Genomic DNA, 25,033 nt, shown 5'->3' on the forward strand with positions numbered 1-25,033 from the left:
AAATCGCCGTGACCTCCGGGCGGGCTTTGCGCGCGCGCCGAACTTTTTTGCAACTCTTGGGCATCCAGCCTCGTAATTACTGCACGAACCCTTCACTACCGTAACAACTGACAGGAAATCATCACCTTATGCCATTTGAAGCTGTAGCAATGGAGCCAGCGCGCGGCGGATCGCCCCGGCGCAGGATTGCCGTCATCGGCGCTGGTATCTCGGGCATGGGGGCGGCACACAGGCTGGCTGACAGCCACCACGTGACCCTGTTCGAAAGCGCGGCGCGGCTGGGCGGGCATGCCCGCACGGTGATCGCCGGCAAGAACGGGGATCAGCCGGTCGATACCGGGTTTATCGTGTTCAACTATGCCAATTACCCCAATCTCGCGGCGCTTTTCGATGAACTGGAGGTGCCGGTTGTGAAATCGAACATGAGCTTTGGCGCCTCCATCGACGGCGGCCGGATCGAATATGCGCTGACCAGCCTGAACGCTGTCTTTGCGCAGCGGCGCAATGCCCTGAACCCGCGTTTCATCGCCATGCTGCGGGACATTTTCAGGTTCAACAAACATGCTACCCGCGTGGCCAGCGACCAGTCGCTGACCATCAGCGAATTCCTGTCGGTGCTGGGCACGGGGCGCTATTTCAAGGACTACTACCTGTCGCCGCTGTCTGGCGCGATCTGGTCGACGCCGACGGAAAAGATCATGGATTTCCCGGCCTATGCGATGGTCGATTTCTTTCGCAACCATGCGCTGCTGGGCTATTCCGGCCAGCACCAGTGGTACACGGTCCAGGGCGGCTCTTTGAGCTATGTCCGCCGGCTGGAGGCCGCGATGCGCGCCAGGCGTGTGGACATCCGGCTGAACGCGGCGGTGCAGGCCGTGCGCCGGTTGGAGCCAGGGGTGCAGATCAAGACCTGGGGCGGCGACTGGGAGACTTTCGATGAGGTGATATTTGCCACCCATTCGGACGATACGCTGGCGATGCTGGCAGATCCCGACCAAGCGGAGCAGGCCAGCCTTGGCGCGATCCGGTATCAGCCCAACGACATCACCCTGCATGCCGATGCCCGGATGATGCCCAGCCGGCGGGCCACCTGGGCCTCCTGGGTCTATACCGAAGACAGCAATACCACATCGGAGCGGATTGACCTGACCTATTGGATGAATTCGCTGCAGCCGATCCCGATGGAGGATCCGCATTTTGTCACCCTGAACACCAGGCGCAGGATCCGTGATGAACTGATCTATGATCAGGTGACCCTGCGCCATCCGGTCTATGATCTGGCAGCGCTTGCGGCGCAGAAAAGGATCGCCACCACCAACGGCAACCGCAACACATGGTTCTGCGGTGCCTGGATGCGCAATGGTTTCCACGAGGACGGGCTGGCAAGCGCATTGGAGGTGGCTGACCGGATCGAAAGGGGCGCCGCCCTGCCCATCGCCGCTGAATGAGGGGATCGGTCGATCATATCGTCGGGCAGACCTTTCACGGGCGCAAGGGGGCGACAAGGAACGCCTTTCGCTATGCCATCGACTACGTCTTGTGCGACGCGGAAACCGCACCGGAGATACCGGGGCTGTTTTGCCGCAACGGGGCGGGGCTGACCTCGCTTCTCGACCGTGACCATGGCGGCGCGCCGCATCGGGGCCGTGGCGCTGAGTGGGTGCGCGACGTGCTGGCGGCGCATCGGATCGGCGGCGTGCGGACCATCGAGATTCTGGCTCAGCCCCGGGTCCTCGGCTTTGTCTTCAACCCGGTCAGTTTCTGGCTGTGCCGGGATGATGCGGGCGCGCTGATCACGGTGATTGCAGAGGTGACGAATACCTATGGCGACCGGCATTGCTATCTGTGCCGGAACGAGGACCTGCGCCCGATCACGGCGGAGGACCATCTGACATCGACCAAGATTTTCCATGTCTCGCCGTTCCAGCCGGTGGAAGGCACCTATACCTTCCGCTTTGACATCCGGGCGGACCGGATCGGCATCTGGATCGATTACACAGCCGGAAACGGCGGGCTGATCGCGACGCTGACAGGCAGGCGCAAACCGCTGACCAATGCGGGTATCCTGCGCGCGGTCCTGCGGCGTCCGTTCGGGGCGCGGCGGGTATTGGCGCTGATCCACTGGCAGGCGGTCAAGCTGTGGTGGAAAGGCGCGACATTCCGTGCACGCCCCCTGCCGCCTGAGAAAGAAGTCAGCCGCTGATGCCGGTCCGGGCGCGGCGGCTTCCGTCTTATGCGCTTTTTGCGGCGCTGTTGTCGGCGGCCGGGCTGCCCGTTTATATCCATGCGCCGAAATTCTACGTTGACGAATATGGTGTCTCGCTTGCGGCGCTGGGGGCCGTGCTGTTCGGGTTGCGCCTGCTGGACGTGGTGCAGGACCCGCTGCTGGGACGTCTGTCGGAAAGGATGCGCAGGCATCGCGGCGCGGCAGTGGCCATCGGGGCCTTCGTGATGGCCGCCGCCATGCTGGGGCTGTTTGCCGTGCCGCCGCCGGTCCCGCCCATCGCCTGGTTCGGGATCATGCTGACGCTGGTGTTTTCCGGTTTCAGCTTTCTGACAATCTGCTTTTACGCCCAGGGTGTGTCCAAGGCGGACAGCCTGCCGGGGCGCGGTCATCTGGCCCTTGCGCGCTGGCGCGAGACCGGGGCGCTGCTGGGCGTCTGTGTCGCCTCAGTCGCGCCGGTGGGGCTGGGCGTGGTCATGGGGGCGCCCTTTGCGGGTTACGCGACCGGTTTTGCGGTGCTGGCGCTGGCCAGCGTGGTTGTCATGAACGGCGAGTGGCGCGATGCGGGGCTGCCACCTTCGACCGGGTTTGCCACCATCCTGCGCGACCCGGTGGCACGGCAGCTGCTGCTGCTCGCGCTGTTCAACGCAGCGCCGGTGGCGGTAACGTCGACCCTGTTCCTGTTCTATGTGGAAATCGCGCTGGAGGCGGCGGGCTGGGAAGGGCCGCTGCTGCTGTTGTTCTTCCTGTCCGCTGCCGGCGCGGCCCCGTGCTGGGGGCTGCTCGCCGAAAGCTTCGGCGGCAGGCGGGTTTTGCTGGCGGCGATGGCGCTGGGGATCGTGGCCTTCGGAGGAGCGCTGTTTCTCGGGCCCGGCGATGTGGCCGTCTTTGCGGTGATCTGTATCGCCTCGGGCGCGGTGCTGGGCGCGGACCTGACCCTGCTGCCCGCGATGTTCGCAACACGCATGGCCAGGGTCTCGCCCTCTGCTGCCGAGGGGTTCGGGCTGTGGACCTTTGTTTCAAAGTTCACATTGGCATTTGCCGCGATTGCCCTACTTCCATTGCTTGAGGGGGCCGGGTTGCGCACGGGTGACGCGCCCAGCCCCCCGCAGGCCACGCGGCTGCTGATCATTTTTTACGCCGGCGTGCCCTGTGCGCTGAAACTGATTGCGATCGGCCTGTTGAGCCGAATGAATGCGACTGAGGACATTTCATGGAAGCAATGATTTTCCTGTTGATTGGTGTGGCCCTGACGAGCATCGCGGTGCTGCTGCGCAGGCGGTTTGCCGAGTTTCCCGGTCAGCATCCGGAAGACTACAGCGAAGGGTTCCCCGCCTTCGACATGCAGCACCACCTGAACGGCGAGATGATCTGCGAAGGTGTGATCTTTGGCCCGCTGGGACGCGTGACCAGTTCTTTCGTGGCGGATTTCGACATCCGGTGGGAGGGCGAGACTGCCGTGATGACAGAGCGGTTCCGCTACAACGATGGCAGTTTTCAGGACCGGACATGGCATATCGCCCTGCAGGACAACGGTGCATTTACCGCCACGGCCGAGGATGTGCCGGGGCATGGCGCGGGCAGCGTGACCGGGTCTGCGGCGTTGATCCGCTATGACATCATCCTGCCCCCCGAAAGCGGTGGTCACCGACTGCGCACGGTCGACTGGATGTATCTGACACCCGACGGAACCATCGTGAACCGCAGTCAGTTCCGCAAATACGGGATCAAGGTGGCAGAGCTGATCGCCACCATCCGGCCAAAGGAGAGACGATGACGGGGTTTCAGTCGAAACGATACTGGCTAGTGGGTGCGAGCGGCGGGCTGGGTGCCGCTTTGGCGCAAAAGCTGAACCGCGCAGGGGCCGAGGTGATCGTTTCCGCCCGGTCCGAAGGCAAGCTCGCTGCGCTGGTTGCTGAATTGCCCGGCAAGGCCAGTTTCCAGACTGTCGATGTCACGGACGCAGAGAGCGTGAAGGCGGCGGCAGAGGCCGTGGGGCAGATTGACGGCATCGTCTATCTGGCCGGTGTCTATTGGCCCTTTGGTGCGCGGGACTGGAACGCGGAACAGGCAACCGCCATGGCAGATGTGAATTTCACCGGGCTGATGCGTGTCATGGGGCAGGTGGTGCCGGGGATGGTGGACCGCGATTCCGGACATATCGTCATCACCTCCAGTCTCACGGGGTTTCGCGGATTGCCCGGCTCCATCGGCTATACCGCGTCAAAGGCTGCCACCATGTCGCTGGCCGAATGCATGTATGCCGACCTGCGCAAGACCGGCGTCCGGGTGCAGGTGGTCAACCCCGGTTTCATCAGGACCCAGCTGACCGAAAAGAACAATTTCCGGATGCCCTTCATCATGACGCCTGAAGAGGCCGCGCAGCAGGTGATCGAACATATGGGCACGGACAGGTTCAAGAAGAGCTTTCCATGGCTTTTCTCGACCCTGTTCCGCATCAGCCAGTTCCTGCCCGACTGGCTGTATTTCCGCATTTTCTCCTAGTGCAGCGCGGCGCAGTTCAGGTATGCCTTGCTGTCAGAGCATCCCCTTGGCGCGTATGGTCCTGACGCTTTCGCGGCTTTCCATCCGGGCCAGAAAGGCCTCGATCCGGGGGAAGTCGGCGACCGTGACGCCATCACCCGCCAGCCAGTTGCAAACGATGAAAAGATAGGGGTCGGCGATGGTCAGCGCATCCCCGCAGACATAATCGCCGCGCAGGCATTCTGCTTCGACATAGGCGGCGCAGGCGGCCATGGTCTGCGGCACCTTTGCCTTCATGTCGTCAAAGCTGGATTGGGCATCGGCCCAGCGACTGCCCCGCATCTTGTGGGCATGGGCCACATGCATGGTTGAGGCAAGGTAATACATGACACCGCGCATATGGGCCGCTGATTGCGCATCCGCGGGCAGGAGCCCCGCCTGTGGTGCAAGGGCAGCAATATAGTCCAGCAAGGCGCCGGTTTCGGTCATCACCGTGCCGTCATCGCCGATCAGCGCCGGCACCCGGCCCTTGGGGTTGATCGCCAGGTAAGGTTCCCTGGTCTGTTCCGCATTGGCGAAATCGACCTTGACGCCTTCATAGGCGAGCGCGGCTTCTTCCAGGCCGATGGCCACTGCGATGGAAATCGTGCCGGGAGCGTAAAAGAGTTTCATCATGAGATGCGTCCTTTCAGATATGGGTTTGGGCACTGCGGCGGTCTGGCCTGTCCAGATGCGGCACCGCGTTGAACAGCACCGGAGACCAATGGCCGCCGATGGGAAAGAGCCGGTGCATGGAGGTATGCATGATCGCCAGCGCGATGCGCGCCATCGCCGGGATGCCAAGGCCCATGGCCTGGGCCATCACCATGGAAATCAGCCCGCCCGAGGTCACCACCAGCGCGGGCCCGTGACCGGAAGCAATCTCTTGCAGGGCATCTTGGATCCGGGTGTGGAAACTGTCCCAGGTTTCCGGCGCCTCTTCGATCATGCCGTCCTGCCAGTGCTGGAACACGGTGGGCAGATGCGAGGTAAAGGCCCCCTGTTCGGTCGGAAAGGCGATGCCGTGCTGCGCCTCCAGCAGCGAGGCGAGTGTGAAATACTCCAACTCGTTCAGGCGGGGGTCGCGGATGGGTTCCAGCCCGGTGCCCATGCCTTCGGCGGTCTCGATGTGCCGGGTGAGCGTGCCGGTGTAGAGCCGCGTGTGATGGGTTTCGGTCTGGCGCAGGTGATCGCCCAGCCAGGCGGCCTGTTCATGACCAAGCGGGCTGAGCTTGTCATAGCTCAGCTCGTCCTTGGCGCCGGAATTTGCCTGACCGTGACGGATAAGGGTGATGTGGGACATGGGACACCTGCCTGTTTCTGCCTTGATAGGCGAGCAGCGCGCCACTGGAAAGCGCGGTATCGGTATTTGGCCGCGTGATGGGGAAACCATGACGCCTGTCGGAAACACCGGGTGGCGCAAAACCGGGGGGGTGTGTCGGGATTGGGACTCCTGACCTGCACCGGATTTCGTTATAGGTTGGGGGCGCATGCGAGGAGACGGCAATGGCTGAGAAGATCACATTCACACTCGACGGCAAAACCGTGGAGGCCGAAGCGGGCTTGACGATCTGGGAAGTCGCCAACGGGCGCGGCCTGAAGATCCCGCATCTGTGCCACAAGCCCGCCCCCGGCTACCGCCCCGATGGCAACTGTCGCGCCTGCATGGTCGAGATCGAGGGCGAGCGCGTGCTGGCGGCAAGCTGCATCCGCGAACCTGCAGAGGGCATGGTCGTGACCACCAACAACGCGCGTGCGGAAAATGCGCGCAGGATGGTGGTGGAGCTGCTGATGGCAGATCAGCCCGGACATGACGTCAGCCACGACAAGTCCAGCCACCTGTGGGACATGGCCGCGATGAACGGGGTCGAAGCCAGCCGCTTTCCCAAGCTGGAAGAAGGCCGCATCCCGCTGCTGGACGACAGCCATGTGGCGATGAGCGTGAACCTGGATGCCTGCATTCAATGCGGGCTTTGCGTGCGCGCCTGCCGCGAAGTGCAGGTGAACGACGTGATCGGCATGTCGGGCCGCGGCCATGATGCCTATCCGACCTTCGACATGGCCGATCCGATGGGCGCCTCCACCTGCGTGGCCTGCGGCGAATGTGTGCAGGCCTGCCCCACCGGCGCGCTGATGCCCGCCACGGTGGTGGATGCCGATCAGGTGGGTGATTCCGCAGATTTCGATTCCGAGGTGGACAGCATCTGCCCCTTCTGCGGTGTCGGCTGCCAGATCTCGCTCAAGGTCAAGGATGGCAAGGTCAAATACGTCGAGGGCATCAACGGCCCCGCGAACGAAGGGCGGCTTTGCGTCAAGGGCCGGTTCGGATTTGACTATATCCACCACGATCACCGCCTGACCAAGCCGCTGATCCGCCGCGAGGACGCGCCGCCCAAGGGGCTGAACGTCGATCCCGGCAACTGGTCACAATTCTTTCGCGAAGCCAGCTGGGACGAGGCGCTGGATTTTGCCGCCAAGGGTCTGAAGGACATCGGCGGCCGGGGTGTGGCCGGCTTTGGCTCGGCCAAATGCACCAATGAAGAGGCCTATCTGTTCCAGAAGCTGATCCGCCAGGGGTTCGGACACAACAACGTCGATCACTGCACCCGGCTTTGCCATGCCTCCAGCGTGGCGGCCCTGATGGAGAACGTCGGTTCCGGCGCGGTGACCGCAACCTTCAACGAGATCGAAAATGCGGATGTGGCGATTGCCATCGGCTGCAACCCGATCGAAAACCACCCCGTCGCCGCGACCTATTTCAAGCAGTTCACCAAGCGCGGTGGCAAGCTGATCGTGATGGACCCGCGCGGCCAGGCGCTGAAACGGTTCTCCAGCCATATGCTGCAGTTCCGGCCCGGCACCGATGTGTCGATGCTGAATGCGATCATGCATGTGATCGTGGAGGAAGGGCTTTACGACCAGCAGTATATCGAAGCCTACACCGAGAACTGGGAGGCGGAGAAAGAGCACCTGAAGGATTTCACCCCGGAGAAGATGGCACCGATCTGCGGCATCGACGCCGAGACCCTGCGCGATGTGGCACGGACCTTTGCCGGGGCGAAGGCGGCGATGATTTTCTGGGGCATGGGTGTCAGCCAGCACATCCACGGCACCGACAACTCGCGCTGCCTGATTTCACTGGCGCTGATGACCGGGCAGGTCGGGCGGCCCGGCGCGGGCCTGCACCCCTTGCGGGGGCAGAACAACGTGCAGGGTGCGTCGGATGCGGGGCTTATCCCGATGTTCCTGCCGGACTACCAGTCGGTCATGGATGATGGTGTGCGTTCCGCCTTTACCGAGGTCTGGAAATCCGGGGATTTCTCGGCCGAGAAGGGGCTGACCGTGACCGAGATCATGGATGCGGTGCATGACGGCGATATCCGGGGCATGTATGTGCTGGGCGAAAACCCGGCAATGTCCGACCCGGATGTGGAGCATGCGCGCGATGCGCTGGCCAAGCTGGAACATCTGGTGGTGCAGGACATCTTCATCACCGAGACGGCGAATTATGCCGATGTGATCCTGCCCGCCAGCGCCTTTGCGGAGAAATCGGGGACCGTGACCAACACCAACCGGCAGGTGCAGATGGGCCGGGCGGCGGTGGCCCCTCCGGGCGAGGCGCGCGAGGATTGGTGGATCGAGGTGGAACTGGCAAGGCGGCTTGGGCTGGGCTGGTCCTATGACAGCCCGGCGGATGTCTTTGCCGAGATGAAGCTGAACATGCGGTCGCTGAACAACATCACCTGGGACCGGCTGAGCCGCGAGAATGCGGTGACCTATCCGTCGCTGAGCGAGACCGATCCGGGGCAGGCCATCGTCTTTGCCGATGGGTTCCCGCGCCCCGATGGCCGCGCGCGGTTCACGCCTGCCAGCATCATCGCGCCTGACGATGTGCCGGATGCGGATTATCCGATGATCCTGACCACGGGGCGTCAGCTGGAGCATTGGCACACCGGGTCGATGACCCGCCGCGCCACCGTGCTGGACGGGCTGGAGCCGGAGGCGAATTGTTCGCTGCACCCCAGCACGCTGCGCAAGCTGGGGGTCGCCCCGGGCGAGCACGTGCGCCTGAGCACCAAGCGTGGCAGCATCGAGATCATGGCCCGCGAGGACCGGGCGGTGTCTCCCGACATGGTGTTCCTGCCCTTTGCCTATGTCGAGGCGGCAGCGAACATCCTGACCAACCCGGCGGTGGACCCCTATGGCAAGATCCCGGAGTTCAAGTTCTCTGCCGTGAAGGTCGAGGCGGTGACGGGCGCTGTCGCGGCGCAGTGAACCTGCCGCAGTGTTGATCGGCTGGTGCGCGCCCTTGCGGGCGCGCATGCGATTTTATCCTTGCTGATGAGGGGCGCTGCCCCTCAAACTCCCCGGGAATATTTGCAGCCAAAAAGAGGAAAATACTATGAAGATCAATGCGGAGAGATTTCTGGCGGACCTTCATGCGCTGCGGGAATTTGGTGCCTCGGGTGTGGGCAAAGGGGTGGTCCGGCCCGCCTATACGCCGGCCGATCTGGCCGCGCGGCAGTGGCTGGCGGGGCGTTTCGAGGACGCCGGGTTGCAGGTGGCCATGGACGGGATGGGAAACCTCTTTGGCCTGGCAGAGGGGCCTTCGCTGCTGATGGGGTCGCATTCGGACAGCCAGCCGGAGGGCGGCTGGCTGGATGGTGCGCTGGGTGTCGTGGCGGCGCTGGAAGTGGCGCGGGCCAGCCGGGAAGCGGGGGGACCGGCCATATCGGTGGTCTCTTTCCAGGATGAGGAAGGGCGCTTTGGCGTCACCACCGGGTCGGCGGTCTGGTCGGGGCATCTGTCGCAGGCGGATGCGGATGTGCTGACGGATCATGCGGGTGTCACGCTGGCCGATGCGCGGGCGTCGATGGCCGGGATGGTCACCGGGCCGGTGGACCCGTCGCGCTTTACCGGGTTCATCGAGATGCACATCGAGCAGGGGCCGACGCTGGATACCTCCGGCGAGCAGATTGGCGTGGTCTCGGATATCGTGGGCATTCGCGACATGAAGGTGACCTTCGAAGGCCAGCAGAACCATGCGGGCACGACCCCGATGCATCTGCGCAAGGATGCTTTCCAGGCGGTCTCGGCATTCAATACCCTGCTGGAAGAGCGGTTTCGCAATGTGGTGACCCCGGCGACGGTCTGGACCATCGGGCATGTGTCCCTGCATCCCAATGCTTCCTCCATCGTGCCGGGAAAGGCTGTCTTTTCCATGCAGTGGCGCGACGGCGACAGGGACCGGCTGGCCCGGATGGAGGCGATCATCCGCGACACCGCGCAGGAAATCGCGGAGACCCGGGGCATGGCATTGTCCTATGGTCCGCTGTTGGGACTGGAGCCGGTGCGGATGGATGCGGGGCTGCGCGGGGCGCTGGAGGCCGGGGCGGAGGCGGTGGCGCCGGGGCAGTGGCGGGTGATGCCCTCGGGTGCCCTGCATGACGCAACGAATGTCTCGCGGCTGATGCCGGTAGCGATGCTTTTTGTCCCATCAATCAATGGGATAAGTCATGCCTTCGAGGAGGATACCGCCGAGGATGACCTGGTGGCCGGGGTTGCGGTTCTGGCGCGGGCTGTGGCGGAACTGGGCTGACACAGGCCCTGCACAAGCTGTACACAGCCCGTGCACCGTCAGCCGCCCACGGATTTGCGGAATGTGATCGAGGTGGGCCGCGTGTAGCCCGGATGCGCGGTTCGGGCGATTTCAGCATATCCGGCTGCGGCAAAGAGGGCGTGATTTTCGACCAGTTCGACACGGCATTGCAATTCGACCGCCCCGAGGCCGAGGTCGCGGGCACGGTGCTCTGCATGGTCGATCAGGCGGCGCGCGTACCCTTGTCGGCGCGCATCGGGATGGACCGCCAGTTTCCCCAGATAGAGCAGCTGCGGCCTGGGGGTCAGGATCACACAGGACAGGGGCGGCGTGCCGAGGGACCAGATTTCGCTGGTGGCGGCATCATCGTTCAATCCGGCCAGGGTCATCCGCAGCATCGAGGAGGGCGGGTCGATGCGGCCCTCCATCGGGGCAAAGCAGCTCCGGATCAGATCGAGGATCGCGGCCAGTGCCGGGTCATCCGGTCCGTGCCGCTGCGGTGTCAGCCCCATGTGACATCACCCAGAAAGATGTAGCCCGCGCCATAGATCGTCTTGATCAGCTGCGGGTTCTTGGGGTCTTCGCTGAGCTTGGTGCGCAGGCGCGAGATGCGCACATCCATTGCCCGGTCAAAACTTTCGGAGGCGGCGCCGCCCAGGCTTTCCTGCATCTGCGCCCGGCTGATCAGACGTTTGGGGCTGTCGAGGAAGAGGCGCAGGACCTCGCCTTCGGCATGGGAAAACGGGGTTTCCGCGCCTTCGGCATTTTCCAGCACGTAGCGGTCGAAATGTGCGGTCCAGCCGTTGAAACGGGCGGTGTCACCGGCCTGGGGGTTGGGCCGGGTGCTGCGCAGGCGGGCGCGGATGCGCGCGACCACTTCGGCCGGATCGAAGGGTTTGATGATGTAATCGTCCGCGCCCAACTCCAGCCCGGTCACACGGTCCTGCACCTCGGCCCGGCCCGAGATGATGATGACGATGGCGCCCTGTTCCAGCGCAAGCCGGTGAACCAAAGTCAGGCCATCGGTGTCGGGCAGGCTGAGGTCCACCAGGCAGACATCCGGGCGGTGCCGGGACAGCGCCGCCTCGAAGGCGCGGGCGCGGCCGAAGCTGAGGGTGTCGAACCCCGATTCCTCCAGCGCCTCTGCCAGCATGGTACGGATTTCGGGCTCGTCATCGAGGATGGTAACCAGGGGGCGTTCCTTGGCGGTCATGGTCATGTGCCTTTTTGCAGGGTCGGCTGGATCAATGCGGCCAGGTCCTGTTCCGCGAAGGGTTTGCGCAGCACCGGTGCAAGGCGCTGGGCCGCCACGAACATCTCGTGATCGCCGGGCAGGGAGGTCATCAGGCAGAGCGGTGTGGTGCCGCCTATCCGCTGGGCAAGGTCGATGCCGGTGGCTTCTCCGACCAGCTGGATGTCGGAGAGGACAAAGGTGATATCGGGCAGGTCGGCCAGCAGGGCCGTGGCCTCGTCTGCGCTGGTGGCTTCGATCACCGATTGTCCCAGACCGGTCAGCATGTCCCGGACGGAGGCGCGGATGGCGTCGTGATCCTCCACCAGCAGGACCAGCCCGCCGGTGGCGGGGATCGCCACCCGGTAGGGCAGGCGCAATGTCACCTGCGCCCCGCCGTCTGCCACGTTGGACAGGCGCAGGTTGCCGCCTGCCGATTTGGTCATGTCATAGACCATGGGCAGGCCCAGCCCGGAGCCTTCGCTGCCCTTGGTGGTAAAGAAAGGGTCAAGGCCGTGTTCCAGCGCCGAGGGTGAAAAGCCCGGCCCGCTGTCGGTGACGACCCATTCGACCCAGGTGTCATGGACCAGACGCTGGGTCACCTCGATCCTGCCGCTGGTGCCGATGGCGTCGCGGGCGTTCAGGATCAGGTTCAGCAGGCTGTCGGTCAGACGGCCCCTGTCCAGCAGGGCCATGGTGCCCGGCGCTTCGTTCACGGTGGTGAGGCTGACCTTGGCGGGCAGGGTCGGTGCCGCCAGCGTTTGCAGATCGGCGATCAGGCCGTCGAGGTCGATGGAGACCGGGCGCAGGGTTTCGGGCCCCGTCATATCGGCGATGGAACTGAGCAGCGCGCCGCCACGGCGGGCGGCGGCCAGGGTGCCGTCGATCAACGCGGCGGCCTCTGCCGGCATGGCCGAGAGGCGGCCGAGCTTGGATTGCAGGCCAAGGATGATGGTCAGCAGGTTGGAAAAATCATGCGCCAGACCGGAAATCATCTGCGCGGCCAGCTCGCGTTTGCGGGTCTGTTGCAGGGCTTCGCGGGTCTGGGTTTCCTCGGTGATGTCCATCGACATGATATATGCGCCCTTCTGCCCGTCGGGGGTGAAGGAGCCGCGAATCCGCCGCGCGCTTTCCTGATGGGTGAATTCGACGATGGCGGGTTCCCCGGCCAGCGCCCGGTCGAGCGCGGGTTTGATCCGGGCATAGGCAGACTCGCCCAGTGCCGTGGAGATATGAAGCCCGATGATGTTGCGGGGCCGTCCGGGCATCACGCTGCTGAGGCGGCGGTTGGAATAGGTATAGCGCCCGTCGGGTCCGACATGGGCGATATGGGCGGGCATCATTTCCGTCGTGAGGCGGGTGCGGGCCTCGCTTTCGGTCAATTGGCGCTTGGTCTCTTCCAGCGTGGTGATCATCGCGGCGCGTTCGCGGTTGGTCTGTGACAGTTGCTCTGCATGGGCCAGCACCTGATCGGAGAGCGCCCCGGCGCGGGCGCGCAGCAGAGCTTCCTGGGTCTTGGCGGCGGTGATGTCGGTATAGACCGTGACCCAACCGCCCTGGGGCAGGGGCGACCCTTCGACAGAGATGGTGCGCCCGTTGGCGCGGGTGCGTTCCATGTAATGCGGCTCGAAGGCGCGGGCCTGTTCCACGCGTTCCTGCACGAAGGCGTCGATGTCAGCGACCTCGCCGTATTCGCCACGGGCAGCAAGGTGGTGGATGGTTTCGCGAAAGCTTGCCCCCGGGGTGACCAGCGAATCGGGCAGGTTGAACATATGCTGGAAGGGGGCGTTACAGACGGCCAGTTGCAGGTTGGAATCGTAGATTGTCAGCGCCTGTGCGATCAGGTTCAGGCCTGCGGTGGTCATCGCCTTGGTCTGGTCGTCGGTGATCTGCATGGCCCCTCCTTCATTCGACGTAGCACCGGGATCAGGTTGAGGCCAAGACGAATTCGCTGCTGTTACAATTCGAAAGGATTGAGAAAACATCGGGAAAAAGTTGACCTTCAGGGTCAAAGCCGCACCTTTATCGGGTGGTAGAATCGCGCAAAGCGATCACGCCGCCGATGGGTGGCACTGGGAGGACTATAATTTGGCCAAGCCGCTGACGCGCGCCGACGGACCCGCATCCGTTCCGGCTCTTTTGCATCGAAATGCGCAGGAGTTTGCGAACGCGCCTGCGTATCGCGAAAAGGAATACGGGATCTGGCAAAGCTGGACCTGGGCCGAGACGCGGGACGAGGTCGAGGCGCTGGCGCTGGGCCTGATGGAGTTGGGCATCAATGAGGGCGATTTCATCGCCATCATCGGGCGCAACCGGCCTTATCTGTACTGGGTGATGATGGCCGCGCAGATGGTGGGGGCGGTGCCCGTGCCGCTGTATCAGGACTCCAACGCGGAAGAGATGGCCTATGTCATGGACCATTGCGGCGCGCGCTTTGCGGTGGTGGGCGACCAGGAGCAGGTCGACAAGATCATCGAGGTGCAGGACCAGCTGACCGGTTTCGAGCAGATGATCTATCTCGACCCGCGGGGCCTGCGCAAATACGACCATAGCGCGCTGACCCAATACAGTCGCGTGCAGGAGATGGGGCGCGAGAACCGCGAGAAACACATCAAGGAGATGGAGGCGCGGCAGGCCAGGCTGGATTATGACAGCACCGGCGTGATGCTTTATACTTCCGGCACGACGGGCAAGCCCAAGGGCGTGGTCCTGTCGAACCGCAACATCATCGAGACGGCCAAATCCTCGTGCGCCTTTGACGATCTGCGGCAGTCGGACGATATCCTGGCCTATCTGCCGATGGCCTGGGTTGGCGATTTCATCTTTTCGGTGGGTCAGGCGCTTTGGGCCGGGTTCTGCACGAACTGCCCGGAATCGGCGGATACGATGCATGTGGACCTGCGCGAGATCGGGCCGACCTATTACTTTGCCCCGCCGCGCGTGTTCGAGTCCCAGCTGACCAGCGTGATGATCCGGATGGAGGATGCGAGCCGCTTCAAGAAATGGCTGTTTGACACCTTCATGGCCCATGCCCGCAAGGTGGGGCCCGCGATCCTGGACGGCAAGGAGGTCGGCATCTGGGATCGGCTGAAGTACCGGCTGGGCGAGATCATGGTCTATGGTCCGCTGAAGAACACGCTGGGGTTCAGCCGGGTGCGCGTGGGCTATACCGCCGGTGAGGCCATCGGGCCGGAGATCTTTGATTTCTACCGGTCGCTGGGGATCAACCTCAAGCAGCTATACGGCCAGACCGAAGCCACGGTGTTCATCACCGCGCAGCCCGATGGCGAGGTGCGCAGCGATACGGTTGGGGTGACTTGCCCCGGTGTGGAGTTGCGGATCGCGGAGAATGGCGAAGTCTTTTACCGCTCGCCCGGTGTTTTTGTCGAATATTACAAGAACCCCGAAAGCACGGCGGACACCAAGGATGCCGAAGGCTGGGTGGCCACCGGTGACGCGGGTTTCATCGAGGAAGGCACCGGCCATCTGCGCATCATCGACCGGGCCAAGGACGTGGGCAAGATGGCGGACGGGAGCCTGTTCGCACCGAAGTATGTCGAGAACAAGCTGAAGTTCTATCCCAACATCCTTGAGGCCGTTGTCTTTGGCAACGGGCGCAATGAATGCACAGCCTTCATCAATATCGACCTGACGGCGGTGGGCAACTGGGCGGAACGCAACAACATCGGCTATGCCTCTTATCAGGAGCTGGCGCGGCATCCGAAGGTGATGGATACGATCCAGTCCCATGTGGAGGAGGTCAACGCCAGCATCGCCGAGGATGAGATGCTGTCGGGCTGCCAGCTGCACCGCTTTGTGGTGCTGCACAAGGAGCTGGATGCGGATGACGGGGAGCTGACGCGGACCCGCAAGGTGCGGCGCAAGATCATCGCCGAGAAGTATGACGACATCATCCGCGCGCTTTACGACGGCTCCGGGACGGTCAGCACCGAAACCGAAGTCACCTATGAGGATGGCCGCAAGGGCAGCATCAAGGCGACGCTGGAGGTCCGTGATGCGAAGGTATTCGCGGACAACCGCAAGAAGATGGCGGCGGAATGATGGCGATACGACGCGCACGTCCGTTCCGCACGCCATCCCATGCGTGGTGCAACTTGAAACAGAATGAAGGGGACAGGGTGTGAAGGACTCAGCGGACAGTTACCAGACCGCCGACGGCCGCACCATCGGCCCCGTGGTGATGGAAATGAAGAACATCACCCTGCGGTTCGGCGGGGTGGAGGCGATCAAGGACATTTCCTTTGACATCCGCGAGGGCGAGATCCGCGCGATCATCGGGCCGAACGGGGCCGGCAAATCGTCGATGCTGAACGTCATCTCCGGCTTCTATGTCCCGCAGGAGGGCGAAGTCTGGTACAAGGGCGCGCGCCGCCCGGTCATGAAGCCCTATCAGGTGGCCGAACAGGGCATTGCGCGGACCTTTCAGAACATCGCCCTTTTCGAGGGGATGAGCGTTCTGGACAACGTGATGACAGGGCGTTTGCCGCATATGAACACCGGCCTGTTTTACCAGTCTTTCTGGAAGGGCAAGGCCGAACGCGAAGAGATCGAGAACCGCGAAGTTGCGGAAAAGATCATTGATTTCCTTGAGATTCAGGCGATCCGCAAGACGCCGGTTGCGCGTTTGCCCTATGGTTTGAAAAAGCGGGTCGAACTGGCGCGGGCGCTGGCCGCCGAGCCGTCGATCCTGCTGCTGGATGAGCCGATGGCGGGCATGAACGTGGAGGAGAAAGAGGACATGAGCCGCTTCATCCTGGATGTGAACGACGAATTCGGCACCACGATTGCGCTGATCGAACACGACATGGGCGTGGTGATGGACCTTTCCGACCGGGTGGTGGTGATGGATTACGGCAAGAAGATCGGGGACGGCACCCCATCCGAGGTGCGCAACAACCAGGACGTCATCGACGCCTATCTGGGGGTGGCACATGACTGATTTTGCGGAAGCGATCCGCGCCTTCGGGACGCAGATTTACGGAGGGCCGATCAATGCCTGAGCAACTTGCCTTTACAATCGAGGTTTTCCTCAACGGGCTGATGGCCGGGGTGCTTTATGCGCTGGTGGCCCTTGGTTTCGTGCTGATCTACAAGGCCTCGGGCATTTTCAACTATGCCCAGGGGGTCATGGCGCTGTTTGCGGCGATGACGCTGGTGGGCATCCAGAACGGGCAGGTGCCCTTTGCCCATCTGATCAATGCGATCTTTGGCACCGACGTGCACAAGTTCGGCTGGACGGTTCATAGTTTCCTGGCGATCCTGCTGACTGTCATCGTGATGATCGCACTGGCCTGGGCGGTGCAGAAGTTCGTGTTCAAACATCTTGTGGGTCAGGAACCGATCATCCTGTTCATGGCGACCATCGGTCTGGCCTATTTCCTGGAAGGGGTCGCGGACCTGATGTGGGGGTCCGAGCTGAAGGCGCTGAACGTCTGCGCGGCGGATGGGGTCTGCCTGCCGCAGGGGCTGAACCTGTGGATCGACGAGACCACCTTCAATGCCTTCGGATACGGCTTTTTCATCGACAACCTGGATATCGTGGCCTCCATCGTTGCCGCCATTCTGGTGATCGGGCTGGTGATGTTCGCGCAATACACCAAGCAGGGCCGCGCCATGCGGGCCGTGGCGGACGACCACCAGGCGGCGCTGTCGGTCGGGGTGTCGCTGAACTTCATCTGGGTGCTGGTCTGGTCGCTGGCGGGGTTCGTGGCACTTGTCGCCGGGATCATGTGGGGCGCGAAGTCGGGCGTGCAATTCTCGCTGTCGCTGATCGCGCTGAAGGCCTTGCCGGTGCTGATGCTGGGCGGTTTCACCTCGATCCCCGGTGCCATCGTCGGCGGGCTGATCATCGGAGTGGGCGAGAAGCTGTTCGAATTCCTGATCGGCGCGCCCTACCTTGGCGGGGCGACCGAGAACTGGTTCGCCTATATGCTGGCGCTGCTGTTTCTGGTGTTTCGCCCGCAGGGGCTGTTCGGGGAGCGTATCATTGAACGGGTTTGATCATACGGCGGTGCGCAATGAATGCGCACCCTACATCAGCAACGTAGGGTGCGCATTCATTGCGCACCACAGGAGGGTTGACCATGTTCTACCGTGAAGCAGGTGATTTCCGGACAACCTATGCCGAGGATCAACAGACCTTTCCGATCAAGTTCGACCGGTATCGCTATTACCTCGTGCTGTTCATCGCCATCTGCGTGATCCCCTTTGTCATCAATGACTATTGGGCCAACTCGCTGCTGCTGCCCTTCCTGATCTATGCCATTGCGGCCATCGGGCTGAACATTCTGGTGGGTTATTGCGGGCAGGTGAGCCTGGGCACCGGCGGGTTCATGGCGGTAGGGGCCTATGCCTGTTACAAGCTGATGACGGCGATGCCCGATGTCAGCATGTTCATCCACGTGCTGCTTGCGGGGGCGATCACCGCCGCTGTGGGTGTGCTGTTCGGCCTGCCGTCGCTGCGGATCAAGGGGTTCTATCTGGCGGTGGCGACACTGGCGGCGCAATTCTTTCTGGTCTGGCTCTTCAACCGGTTTCCGTGGTTCTACAATTATTCCGCCTCCGGCCAGATCAACGCGCCGGAGCGGGATGTATTCGGCATTGTCATCACCGGCCCCAATGCGGAAGCCTGGGCGACCTATGCGTTCTGCCTGATCTTCACGATTGTCAGCGCCATCGTGGCGCGGAACCTGACGCGCGGCTCGGTGGGGCGCAAGTGGATGGCGATCCGCGACATGGACATCGCCGCCGAGATCATCGGGGTGAACCCGCTGCGGGCCAAGCTGACGGCCTTTGCGGTATCGTCGTTCTTCATCGGCGTCTCGGGGGCCTTGTTCTTTTCCATCTACCTGGGCGCGGTGGAGGTCGGTGAGGCCTTTGGCATCCAGAAATCCTTTCTCGTGCTTTTCATGATCATCATCGGGGGGCTGGGCAGCATCTTTGGCAGTTTTGCCGGGGCGGCCTTCCTGGTCCTGTTGCCGGTGCTGCTGAAGGTGGTGGGCGTGGACTGGCTGGGATGGCCGACGGATATCGTCGCACATCTGCAGCTGGTCATCGTGGGGGCGCTGATCGTGCTGTTCCTGGTCGCGGAGCCGCATGGCATTGCGCAGCTCTGGCGCGTGGCGAAAGAGAAACTGAGACTGTGGCCCTTCCCGCATTAGCGGGCGGTTGCTGAAACGAGGCGGGGTGAAACCCGGCCCTGAGAACGTAACAAGTCGGAATTTATCCAAGGGAGGAAAACACCGATGACATACAAACTAGGAACTCTGGCCGTTGCAGGCCTGATGGCGGCAAGCCCCGTGATGGCGGATCTTGTCTTTCCATCGCTGAGCTATCGCACCGGTCCTTATGCGGCGGGTGGTATCCCCTTTGCGGACGGATATGCCGATTACTTTACCATGCTGAACGAGCGTGATGGCGGCATTGGCGGGGTGAAGACCAGCGTCCCGGAATGCGAGACGGCATATAACACCGAAAAGGGTGTGGAATGCTACGAATCGCTGAAAGACAGCGGCGGGCTGGTTTATCAGCCCCTGTCGACAGGGATCACCTATCAGCTGATCCCCAAGACCACGGCGGATGACATCCCGATGCACACCATGGGCTATGGCCGGACCTCGGCCGCCAATGGCGCGGTCTTCACGCATACGTTCAACTACCCCGCCAACTACTGGAACGGTGCCTCGGGTGCGATCAACTATCTGCTGGCTGAAAACGGCGGTGACTTGAACGGCAAGAAGATCTCTCTGGTCTATCACAACTCGGCTTACGGCAAGGAGCCGATCCGCACGCTGCAGGAACTGTCGAAAAAGCATGGCTTCGAGTTCACCGAAGTGCCGGTCGATCACCCGGGCCAGGAGCAGAAGTCCCAGTGGCTGCAGATCCGCCGCGACAAGCCTGACTATGTGATCATGTATGGCTGGGGCGTGATGAACCAGGTGGCGGTTCAGGAAGCGGCAAACATCCGGTTCCCGATGGAGAATTTCATCGGCATCTGGTGGTCCGGTTCCGAAAACGACGTGCTGGCGGCGGGTGCTGCGGCCGATGGCTACAAGGCGCTGACGTTCCACGGTGTGGGCAGCGACTTCCCCGTGTTCGACGACATCCAGACCTATGTGGTGGACAAGGGGCTCGCGGCGGGGGCCGGCGACCAGATCGGCACGGTGCTGTATAACCGCGGTCTCTATGCGGCGATGCTGGCAGCCGAGGCGGCCAAGACCGCGCAGGAAATCCATGGCACGGCGGATATCACCCCGGCGATGATGCGCGATGGCATGGAGGCGCTGAAGATCACCGAAGAGAAGATGACCGAACTGGGCCTGCCGAACTTTGGCCCGACCTTCGACGTCTCCTGTTCCAACCACGGCGGCACCGGGCTTGTCGGTGTGACGCAGTGGGATGCCACAGCCAAGGAGTGGAAGCTGATCTCTGATTTTGCGCCCACGGACATGGATGTGATCGGACCGCTGATCGAAGAGGACTCTGCCGCTTACGCTGCCGAGAACAACATCGAGCCGAGCTGCGGCTAAGACGCAATTCCCGGCCCGCGCCGATATGCGGGCCGGGAACCACTCCCGATCCTGTTGGAAAGACGAAACCCATGCTGGACGACACCAATACCGCCGATGTGGCCGTGGACAACGTGCTGGAAGTCAACAACATCGAAGTGATCTACAACCATGTGATCCTAGTGTTGAAGGGCGTGAGCCTGAACGTGCCGAAGGGGGGTATCACCGCCCTGCTGGGCGGCAACGGCGCGGGCAAGACCACCACGCTCAAGGCGATTTCGGGTTTGCTGGCCTCCGAACGGGGCGAGGTGACCAAGGGGTCGATCAGGTATCGCGGCGCGCCGATCCATCACGCGGACCCGGCCGAGACGGTCAAGAAGGGTGTCGTGCAGGTGATGGAGGGGCGGCATTGCTTCGAGCATCTGACGATCGAGGAAAACCTGCTGACAGGAGCCTATACCCGCAGCGATGGCGCCGCAGCGATCAATGCAGACCTTGAAATGGTCTATGATTATTTTCCACGTCTCAAGGAGCGCCGCCGCAGTCAGGCCGGCTATACTTCGGGCGGGGAACAGCAGATGTGTGCGGTGGGCCGTGCGTTGATGTCCAAGCCCGAAACCATCCTGCTGGATGAACCTTCGATGGGGCTTGCGCCGCAACTGGTCGAACAGATTTTCGAAATCGTGAAGTCGATCAACGAAGAGCAGGGCGTGACCTTTCTTCTCGCCGAACAGAACACCAACGTGGCGCTTCGGTTTGCGCATTACGGCTATATCCTGGAATCCGGTCGCGTGGTGATGGACGGCCCCGCCGCCGATCTGCGCGAGAACCAGGATGTGAAGGAATTCTACCTTGGCCTGTCGGATGAGGGCCGCAAGAGCTATCGCGATGTGCGGTCCTACCGGCGTCGCAAGCGTTGGCTGTCCTGATGTGCCACGGGCGACTTGCCCGCTGAATTGTGGATCAACCGAAACGTAAGATGGGCGCGGCCCATCGCAACAGTCGAAGAACAAGGGTCAAAGTCATGTCAGCTTCCCATTTCGATGATCTCGAAATCCGCAGTGCGGATGAGCGGGCGGCGGCACAGGCCGCGCGGCTGAAAGAGATCCTGGCCGGGATCACCGATGCGCCGGAAGACTGGCGCGCCGATGCGGCTGCTGTCGGCGGGCCGGAGGATCTGCCGAAGCTGCCGGTATTGCGGAAATCCGACCTGAGCGGCTGGCAAAAGGCAAGACCGCCCTTTGGCGGGATTGCAGTGCGCAACGCGACCCATGTGTTCCAGTCGCCCGGCCCGATCTATGAACCGGGCGGCAGCTCTGCCGACTGGTTCCGCATGGGGCGTTTCCTGCATGCGGCGGGGCTGGGTGCGGGCGACATCGTGCAGAACTGCTTTGGCTATCATCTGACGCCTGCAGGCCATATGTTTGAAAGCGGCGCAAGGGCGGTGGGCGCGATGGTTCTGCCTGCCGGTGTGGGCCAGACCGAATTGCAGGTCACGGCGGCACGGGACGTGGGCACAACCGCCTATGCCGGGACCCCCGATTACCTCAAGATCATTCTGGAAAAGGCGGATGAAATGGGCGTGGCCCTGGGCATCACCAAGGCCGTTGTCGGCGGCGGCGCGCTGTTCCCGTCGTTGCGCCAGTACTACATCGACCGGGGGATTTCCTGCCTCCAGTGCTATGCCACCGCCGATCTGGGCAACATCGCCTACGAAAGTGTGGCGATGGAGGGCATGATCGTGGACGAGGGGGTGATCGTCGAGATCGTGACACCCGGCACCGGCGATCCCGTTCCGGCGGGGGAAGTCGGCGAAGTTGTGGTGACCTCGCTCAACCCGGATTATCCGCTGATCCGTTTCGCCACCGGCGATCTATCTGCGGTGATGCCGGGCGCATCGCCTTGCGGGCGCACCAATATGCGCATCAAGGGCTGGATGGGCCGGGCCGATCAGACCACCAAGATCAAGGGCATGTTCGTCCGCCCCGAGCAGGTGGCGGCGCTTGTCGCCCAGCATGACGAGATCCGCAAGGCGCGCGTGGTGGCCAGCCGCACAGGCGAGCAGGACGTGATGACAGTCCATATCGAAAGCGCGGGGGGGGACCCGGAGGCCTATGCGCAATCGGTGGCCAATCTGCTGAAGCTGAAAGGCAAGGTGGTGATCGTCGATCCTGACACGCTGCCCAAGGACGGGCTGGTGATCGAGGATCAGCGCAGCTACGACTGATCTGTTTTCCGGCGGGTGTCCTGAATGCCGACAGCAGATTGTTCCAGCAGAGGTGCGGGGCGGGGCTGGCAATCCTGACTGAAATCATCGAAATAGGGCCATGGCCCAGAGCACCAGCCAGATGACCGCGAGACGCCCTGCCCCGACAGACCGGGCGCGGGGTCTGGCCTTTGGCGCGGTGCTGGTTGCTGTTGTTTGCGCGCTGCCGATGCTGGCGGTGCTGATTGCGGCGCTGAGCGGGGGCACGGATACCGTGCGGCACCTCCTCGCGACCGTGCTGGGGGCCTATAGCTGGACCACGTTCAAGCTGGTTGTGATGGTGGCGGCGGGCACCTTTGCGGTGGGGGTCGGCGCGGCCTGGCTGGTGACCATGACACGCTTTCCCGCCGTGCGATTCCTTGAGATCGCGCTGGTGCTGCCGCTGGCCTTTCCGGCCTATGTGCTGGCCTATGCCTATACCTTTGTGCTGGATCATCCGGGCATCGTGCAAAGCACGCTGCGTGACGTTACCGGCTGGGGGCCGCGCGACTATTGGTTCCCGGATGTACGGTCTTTGGGCGGTGCGGCGGTGATGCTGATTCTGGTGCTTTACCCCTATGTCTACCTCTTGGCGCGGGCCGCGTTCCTGCAGCAGAGCGGAACGACATTTCTGGCGGCGCGGGCGCTGGGCTCTTCCGCCTTTGCGGCATTCTGCAAGGTCAGCCTGCCGCTGGCGCGTCCGGCAATTGCCGGTGGCGTCCTGTTGGCGGTGATGGAGACCATCGCGGATTTTGGCACTGTGGCCTATTTCGGCGTGCAGACCTTTGCCACGGGCATCTATACATCGTGGTTTTCGCTCTATGACCGGGCCGGGGCTGCGCAGCTGGCGCTGTGTCTGCTGTCGGTTGCCCTGTTGCTGGCGATGCTGGAGCGGGTGCAGCGGGGCAAGGCGAAATATCATGACCCGGCACGGCGCGCGCCCGGCATGCCCCCGATCGAGCTGCGCGGCTGGTCGGGGATCGGCGCGCTGGTGCTTTGCGGGGTGCCGGTGGTTTTTGGTGCGCTGCTGCCCATCGTGATTCTTCTGGTGATGGGCCTTGGCTCGGAGCAGGACCTTCTGAGCCCGCGCTACTTGGGTTTCATGCGCAATTCGGTGACGCTGGCGGGGACGGCCGCGCTTGTCACTGTGGTGGGCGCGATCTGCGTGGGCTTTTTCCGCCGGTTGCGTCCGGGGCGGCTGTCCCAGGGGGCGGCCTATGTGGCGCGGCTGGGCTATGCGGTGCCGGGCGGGGTGATCGCGGTGGGGCTGATGGTGCCCTTTGCCGCCTTTGACAATACGCTGGACGCCTGGATGCGCGCGACCTTCGGCATTTCCACCGGCTTGCTGATCACCGGGTCGATCTGGCTGCTGGTGGCGGCCTATATGGTGCGCTTCATGGCGGCGGCGCTGGGCGCCTATGAGGGCGGGCAGGCGATGGTTCACGCCAATATGGACGCTGCCGCGCGGTCATTGGGCGAAACGCCGGTCGGCACGCTGCGCCGGGTGCATCTGCCGATCCTGGCGCCCAGCCTGCTGACCGCGCTGCTGATCGTCTTTGTCGATGTGATGAAGGAGCTGCCCGCTACGCTGATCATGCGCCCGTTCAACTATGACACGCTGGCGGTGCAGGCCTACCGGCTGGCCAGTGACGAGCGGCTGGGCGGGGCTGCGGTGCCTTCGCTGGTGATCGTGGCGATGGGTCTGCTGCCGGTGATTCTGATCTGCCGCCAGGTGGGCCGGGGGCGGCGCAGGTAAGGCGCATCGGGCTGCACCTTCCCGCTGTGCCTTCAGTCCTTGGCGGCCTCGATCTTGTCCTGGGTCCTGGTCTCGAAATCGCAGGCGTCGTGGCGTTCGCGCAGCTGCATGGACAGGTCATCGCCAAAGGCCCGGTTGACCATCCGGCCGCGTTTGACCGCCGGGCGTGCGTCGATGGTTTCGGCCCAGCGCAGCACATTCCTGTAAGAGGTCACATCGAGGAATTCGGCCGCATCATAGAGCCGTCCCAGCACAAGCTGCCCGTACCAGGCCCAGATCGCCATATCGGCGATGGAATAGCTGCCTGCCATCCATTCGTTCTCGGCCAGATGCCGGTCGAGCACATCGAGCTGGCGTTTCGCCTCCATCGTGAAGCGGTCGATGGGGTATTGCCATTTCTCCGGCGCATAGGCGTAAAAATGGCCGAATCCGCCACCAAGATAAGGCGCGCTGCCCATCTGCCAGAACAGCCAGGACAGCATCTCTGTCCGGTCCGCCGGGTTTTCGGGGATGAAGGCACCAAACTTTTCCGCCAGGTGCATCATGATCGACGCAGATTCGAAGACCCGCTGCGGCTTGTCCCCGGAGTGATCCATCAGCGCGGGAATTTTCGAATTCGGGTTGGCCGAGACGAAACCGGAGGTGAACTGGTCACCTTCCATGATGTTGATGATCCAGGCGTCGTATTCCGCGCCTGTGTGACCGGCCGCCAGAAGCTCTTCGAACAGGACGGTGACCTTGACGCCATTGGGCGTGGCCAGTGAATATAGCTGGAAGGGATGTTTGCCGACCGGCAGGTCCTTTTCGCTGGTGGGACCCGCGACGGGGCGGTTGATGCTGGCAAAGCGCCCGCCGCTTTCGGCGTCCTGGGTCCAGACCTTGGGCGGTGTGTAGGTTTTCATCTCGGCCATATGGGTTCCTTCTCTT

At 62.9% G+C, this 25,033-nt stretch carries 21 protein-coding genes; 15 read left to right on the forward strand and 6 right to left on the reverse strand.

What is annotated here, in order from left to right; all coding sequences use genetic code 11:
- The first annotated feature begins 128 nt into the window (after nucleotides 1-128).
- Genes O4H53_RS10415 through O4H53_RS10435 form a run of 5 tightly spaced genes read left to right on the forward strand, consistent with a single transcriptional unit; the run spans nucleotide 129 to nucleotide 4,729 of the window.
- The gene (locus O4H53_RS10415; protein WP_443069599.1) at nucleotides 129-1,448 is read left to right on the forward strand and encodes an NAD(P)/FAD-dependent oxidoreductase; all 1,320 of its coding nucleotides are present in this window, start codon (nucleotides 129-131) and stop codon (nucleotides 1,446-1,448) included.
- Complete coding sequence (locus O4H53_RS10420; RefSeq protein WP_269363574.1) at nucleotides 1,445-2,203, forward strand: DUF1365 domain-containing protein; 759 nt, start codon at nucleotides 1,445-1,447, stop codon at nucleotides 2,201-2,203. The genes O4H53_RS10415 and O4H53_RS10420 overlap by 4 nt, the downstream gene beginning before the upstream one ends.
- The gene (locus O4H53_RS10425; protein ID WP_269363575.1) at nucleotides 2,203-3,450 is read left to right on the forward strand and encodes an MFS transporter; all 1,248 of its coding nucleotides are present in this window, start codon (nucleotides 2,203-2,205) and stop codon (nucleotides 3,448-3,450) included. Before O4H53_RS10420 ends, O4H53_RS10425 begins: the two co-directional genes overlap by 1 nt.
- Nucleotides 3,438-4,001, forward strand: coding sequence for a DUF3833 family protein (locus O4H53_RS10430; RefSeq protein ID WP_269363577.1), 564 nt, complete (start codon nucleotides 3,438-3,440; stop codon nucleotides 3,999-4,001). The genes O4H53_RS10425 and O4H53_RS10430 overlap by 13 nt, the downstream gene beginning before the upstream one ends.
- The gene (locus O4H53_RS10435; RefSeq protein WP_269363580.1) at nucleotides 3,998-4,729 is read left to right on the forward strand and encodes an SDR family NAD(P)-dependent oxidoreductase; all 732 of its coding nucleotides are present in this window, start codon (nucleotides 3,998-4,000) and stop codon (nucleotides 4,727-4,729) included. The genes O4H53_RS10430 and O4H53_RS10435 overlap by 4 nt, the downstream gene beginning before the upstream one ends.
- Before the next feature lie 33 nt (nucleotides 4,730-4,762).
- Here the strand turns inward: O4H53_RS10435 and O4H53_RS10440 are convergent, their stop codons facing one another.
- A complete protein-coding gene (locus O4H53_RS10440; RefSeq protein WP_269363581.1) occupies nucleotides 4,763-5,383 on the reverse strand; it encodes a glutathione S-transferase family protein in 621 nt (206 codons plus the stop codon).
- Between the two features lie 13 nt (nucleotides 5,384-5,396).
- Nucleotides 5,397-6,050, reverse strand: a complete 654-nt coding sequence (locus O4H53_RS10445) for a histidine phosphatase family protein (protein WP_269363583.1) — start codon at nucleotides 6,048-6,050, stop codon at nucleotides 5,397-5,399.
- 203 nt (nucleotides 6,051-6,253) lie between these two features.
- Between O4H53_RS10445 and fdhF the strand changes: the two genes are divergently transcribed.
- Together fdhF and O4H53_RS10455 are read left to right on the forward strand one after the other, a co-directional pair.
- Nucleotides 6,254-9,022 (forward strand): formate dehydrogenase subunit alpha, encoded by a 2,769-nt coding sequence (gene fdhF, locus O4H53_RS10450; RefSeq protein ID WP_269363585.1) that lies wholly within the window; start codon nucleotides 6,254-6,256, stop codon nucleotides 9,020-9,022.
- Nucleotides 9,023-9,149: 127 nt separating this feature from the next.
- Nucleotides 9,150-10,346, forward strand: a complete 1,197-nt coding sequence (locus O4H53_RS10455) for a Zn-dependent hydrolase (RefSeq protein WP_269363587.1) — start codon at nucleotides 9,150-9,152, stop codon at nucleotides 10,344-10,346.
- Nucleotides 10,347-10,384: 38 nt separating this feature from the next.
- Here the strand turns inward: O4H53_RS10455 and O4H53_RS10460 are convergent, their stop codons facing one another.
- The 3 genes from O4H53_RS10460 to O4H53_RS10470 are packed head-to-tail and all read right to left on the reverse strand — an operon-like array spanning nucleotide 10,385 to nucleotide 13,472.
- Complete coding sequence (locus tag O4H53_RS10460) at nucleotides 10,385-10,858, reverse strand: GNAT family N-acetyltransferase (protein WP_269363588.1); 474 nt, start codon at nucleotides 10,856-10,858, stop codon at nucleotides 10,385-10,387.
- On the reverse strand, nucleotides 10,849-11,559 hold the full coding sequence (locus O4H53_RS10465; RefSeq protein WP_114276177.1) for a response regulator transcription factor: 711 nt from the start codon (nucleotides 11,557-11,559) through the stop codon (nucleotides 10,849-10,851). The genes O4H53_RS10460 and O4H53_RS10465 overlap by 10 nt, the downstream gene beginning before the upstream one ends.
- A 2-nt stretch (nucleotides 11,560-11,561) precedes the next feature.
- On the reverse strand, nucleotides 11,562-13,472 hold the full coding sequence (locus tag O4H53_RS10470; protein WP_269363591.1) for a PAS-domain containing protein: 1,911 nt from the start codon (nucleotides 13,470-13,472) through the stop codon (nucleotides 11,562-11,564).
- 193 nt (nucleotides 13,473-13,665) lie between these two features.
- Between O4H53_RS10470 and O4H53_RS10475 the strand changes: the two genes are divergently transcribed.
- The 8 genes from O4H53_RS10475 to O4H53_RS10510 all read left to right on the forward strand — a co-directional run bounded on the left by O4H53_RS10475 (nucleotide 13,666) and on the right by O4H53_RS10510 (nucleotide 24,106).
- Nucleotides 13,666-15,639 carry an AMP-binding protein gene (locus O4H53_RS10475; RefSeq protein WP_269363592.1) on the forward strand — a complete coding sequence of 658 codons (1,974 nt, stop codon included), beginning with the start codon at nucleotides 13,666-13,668 and terminating at the stop codon, nucleotides 15,637-15,639.
- 79 nt (nucleotides 15,640-15,718) lie between these two features.
- On the forward strand, nucleotides 15,719-16,537 hold the full coding sequence (locus O4H53_RS10480) for an ABC transporter ATP-binding protein (RefSeq protein WP_269363593.1): 819 nt from the start codon (nucleotides 15,719-15,721) through the stop codon (nucleotides 16,535-16,537).
- A gap of 53 nt (nucleotides 16,538-16,590) precedes the next feature.
- Nucleotides 16,591-17,598: a branched-chain amino acid ABC transporter permease gene (locus O4H53_RS10485; protein ID WP_269363595.1), complete on the forward strand. Its 1,008-nt coding sequence runs from the start codon at nucleotides 16,591-16,593 to the stop codon at nucleotides 17,596-17,598.
- A gap of 83 nt (nucleotides 17,599-17,681) precedes the next feature.
- Entirely contained in the window at nucleotides 17,682-18,758 is a 1,077-nt protein-coding gene (locus O4H53_RS10490; protein WP_269363597.1) for a branched-chain amino acid ABC transporter permease, read from the forward strand.
- Between the two features lie 84 nt (nucleotides 18,759-18,842).
- Complete coding sequence (locus tag O4H53_RS10495) at nucleotides 18,843-20,126, forward strand: ABC transporter substrate-binding protein (RefSeq protein WP_269363599.1); 1,284 nt, start codon at nucleotides 18,843-18,845, stop codon at nucleotides 20,124-20,126.
- Between the two features lie 71 nt (nucleotides 20,127-20,197).
- Entirely contained in the window at nucleotides 20,198-21,034 is an 837-nt protein-coding gene (locus O4H53_RS10500) for an ABC transporter ATP-binding protein (protein WP_114276185.1), read from the forward strand.
- Between the two features lie 95 nt (nucleotides 21,035-21,129).
- Nucleotides 21,130-22,332 carry a phenylacetate--CoA ligase family protein gene (locus O4H53_RS10505; RefSeq protein ID WP_269363601.1) on the forward strand — a complete coding sequence of 401 codons (1,203 nt, stop codon included), beginning with the start codon at nucleotides 21,130-21,132 and terminating at the stop codon, nucleotides 22,330-22,332.
- A gap of 121 nt (nucleotides 22,333-22,453) precedes the next feature.
- Entirely contained in the window at nucleotides 22,454-24,106 is a 1,653-nt protein-coding gene (locus O4H53_RS10510) for an ABC transporter permease (protein WP_269363634.1), read from the forward strand.
- A 32-nt stretch (nucleotides 24,107-24,138) separates the two neighbouring features.
- Here the strand turns inward: O4H53_RS10510 and yghU are convergent, their stop codons facing one another.
- A complete protein-coding gene (yghU, locus tag O4H53_RS10515) occupies nucleotides 24,139-25,017 on the reverse strand; it encodes a glutathione-dependent disulfide-bond oxidoreductase (RefSeq protein ID WP_269363603.1) in 879 nt (292 codons plus the stop codon).
- Nucleotides 25,018-25,033 lie beyond the last annotated feature (16 nt).

Source organism: Sulfitobacter sp. G21635-S1 (genome assembly GCF_027213915.1).
Lineage (GTDB): Bacteria > Pseudomonadota > Alphaproteobacteria > Rhodobacterales > Rhodobacteraceae > Sulfitobacter.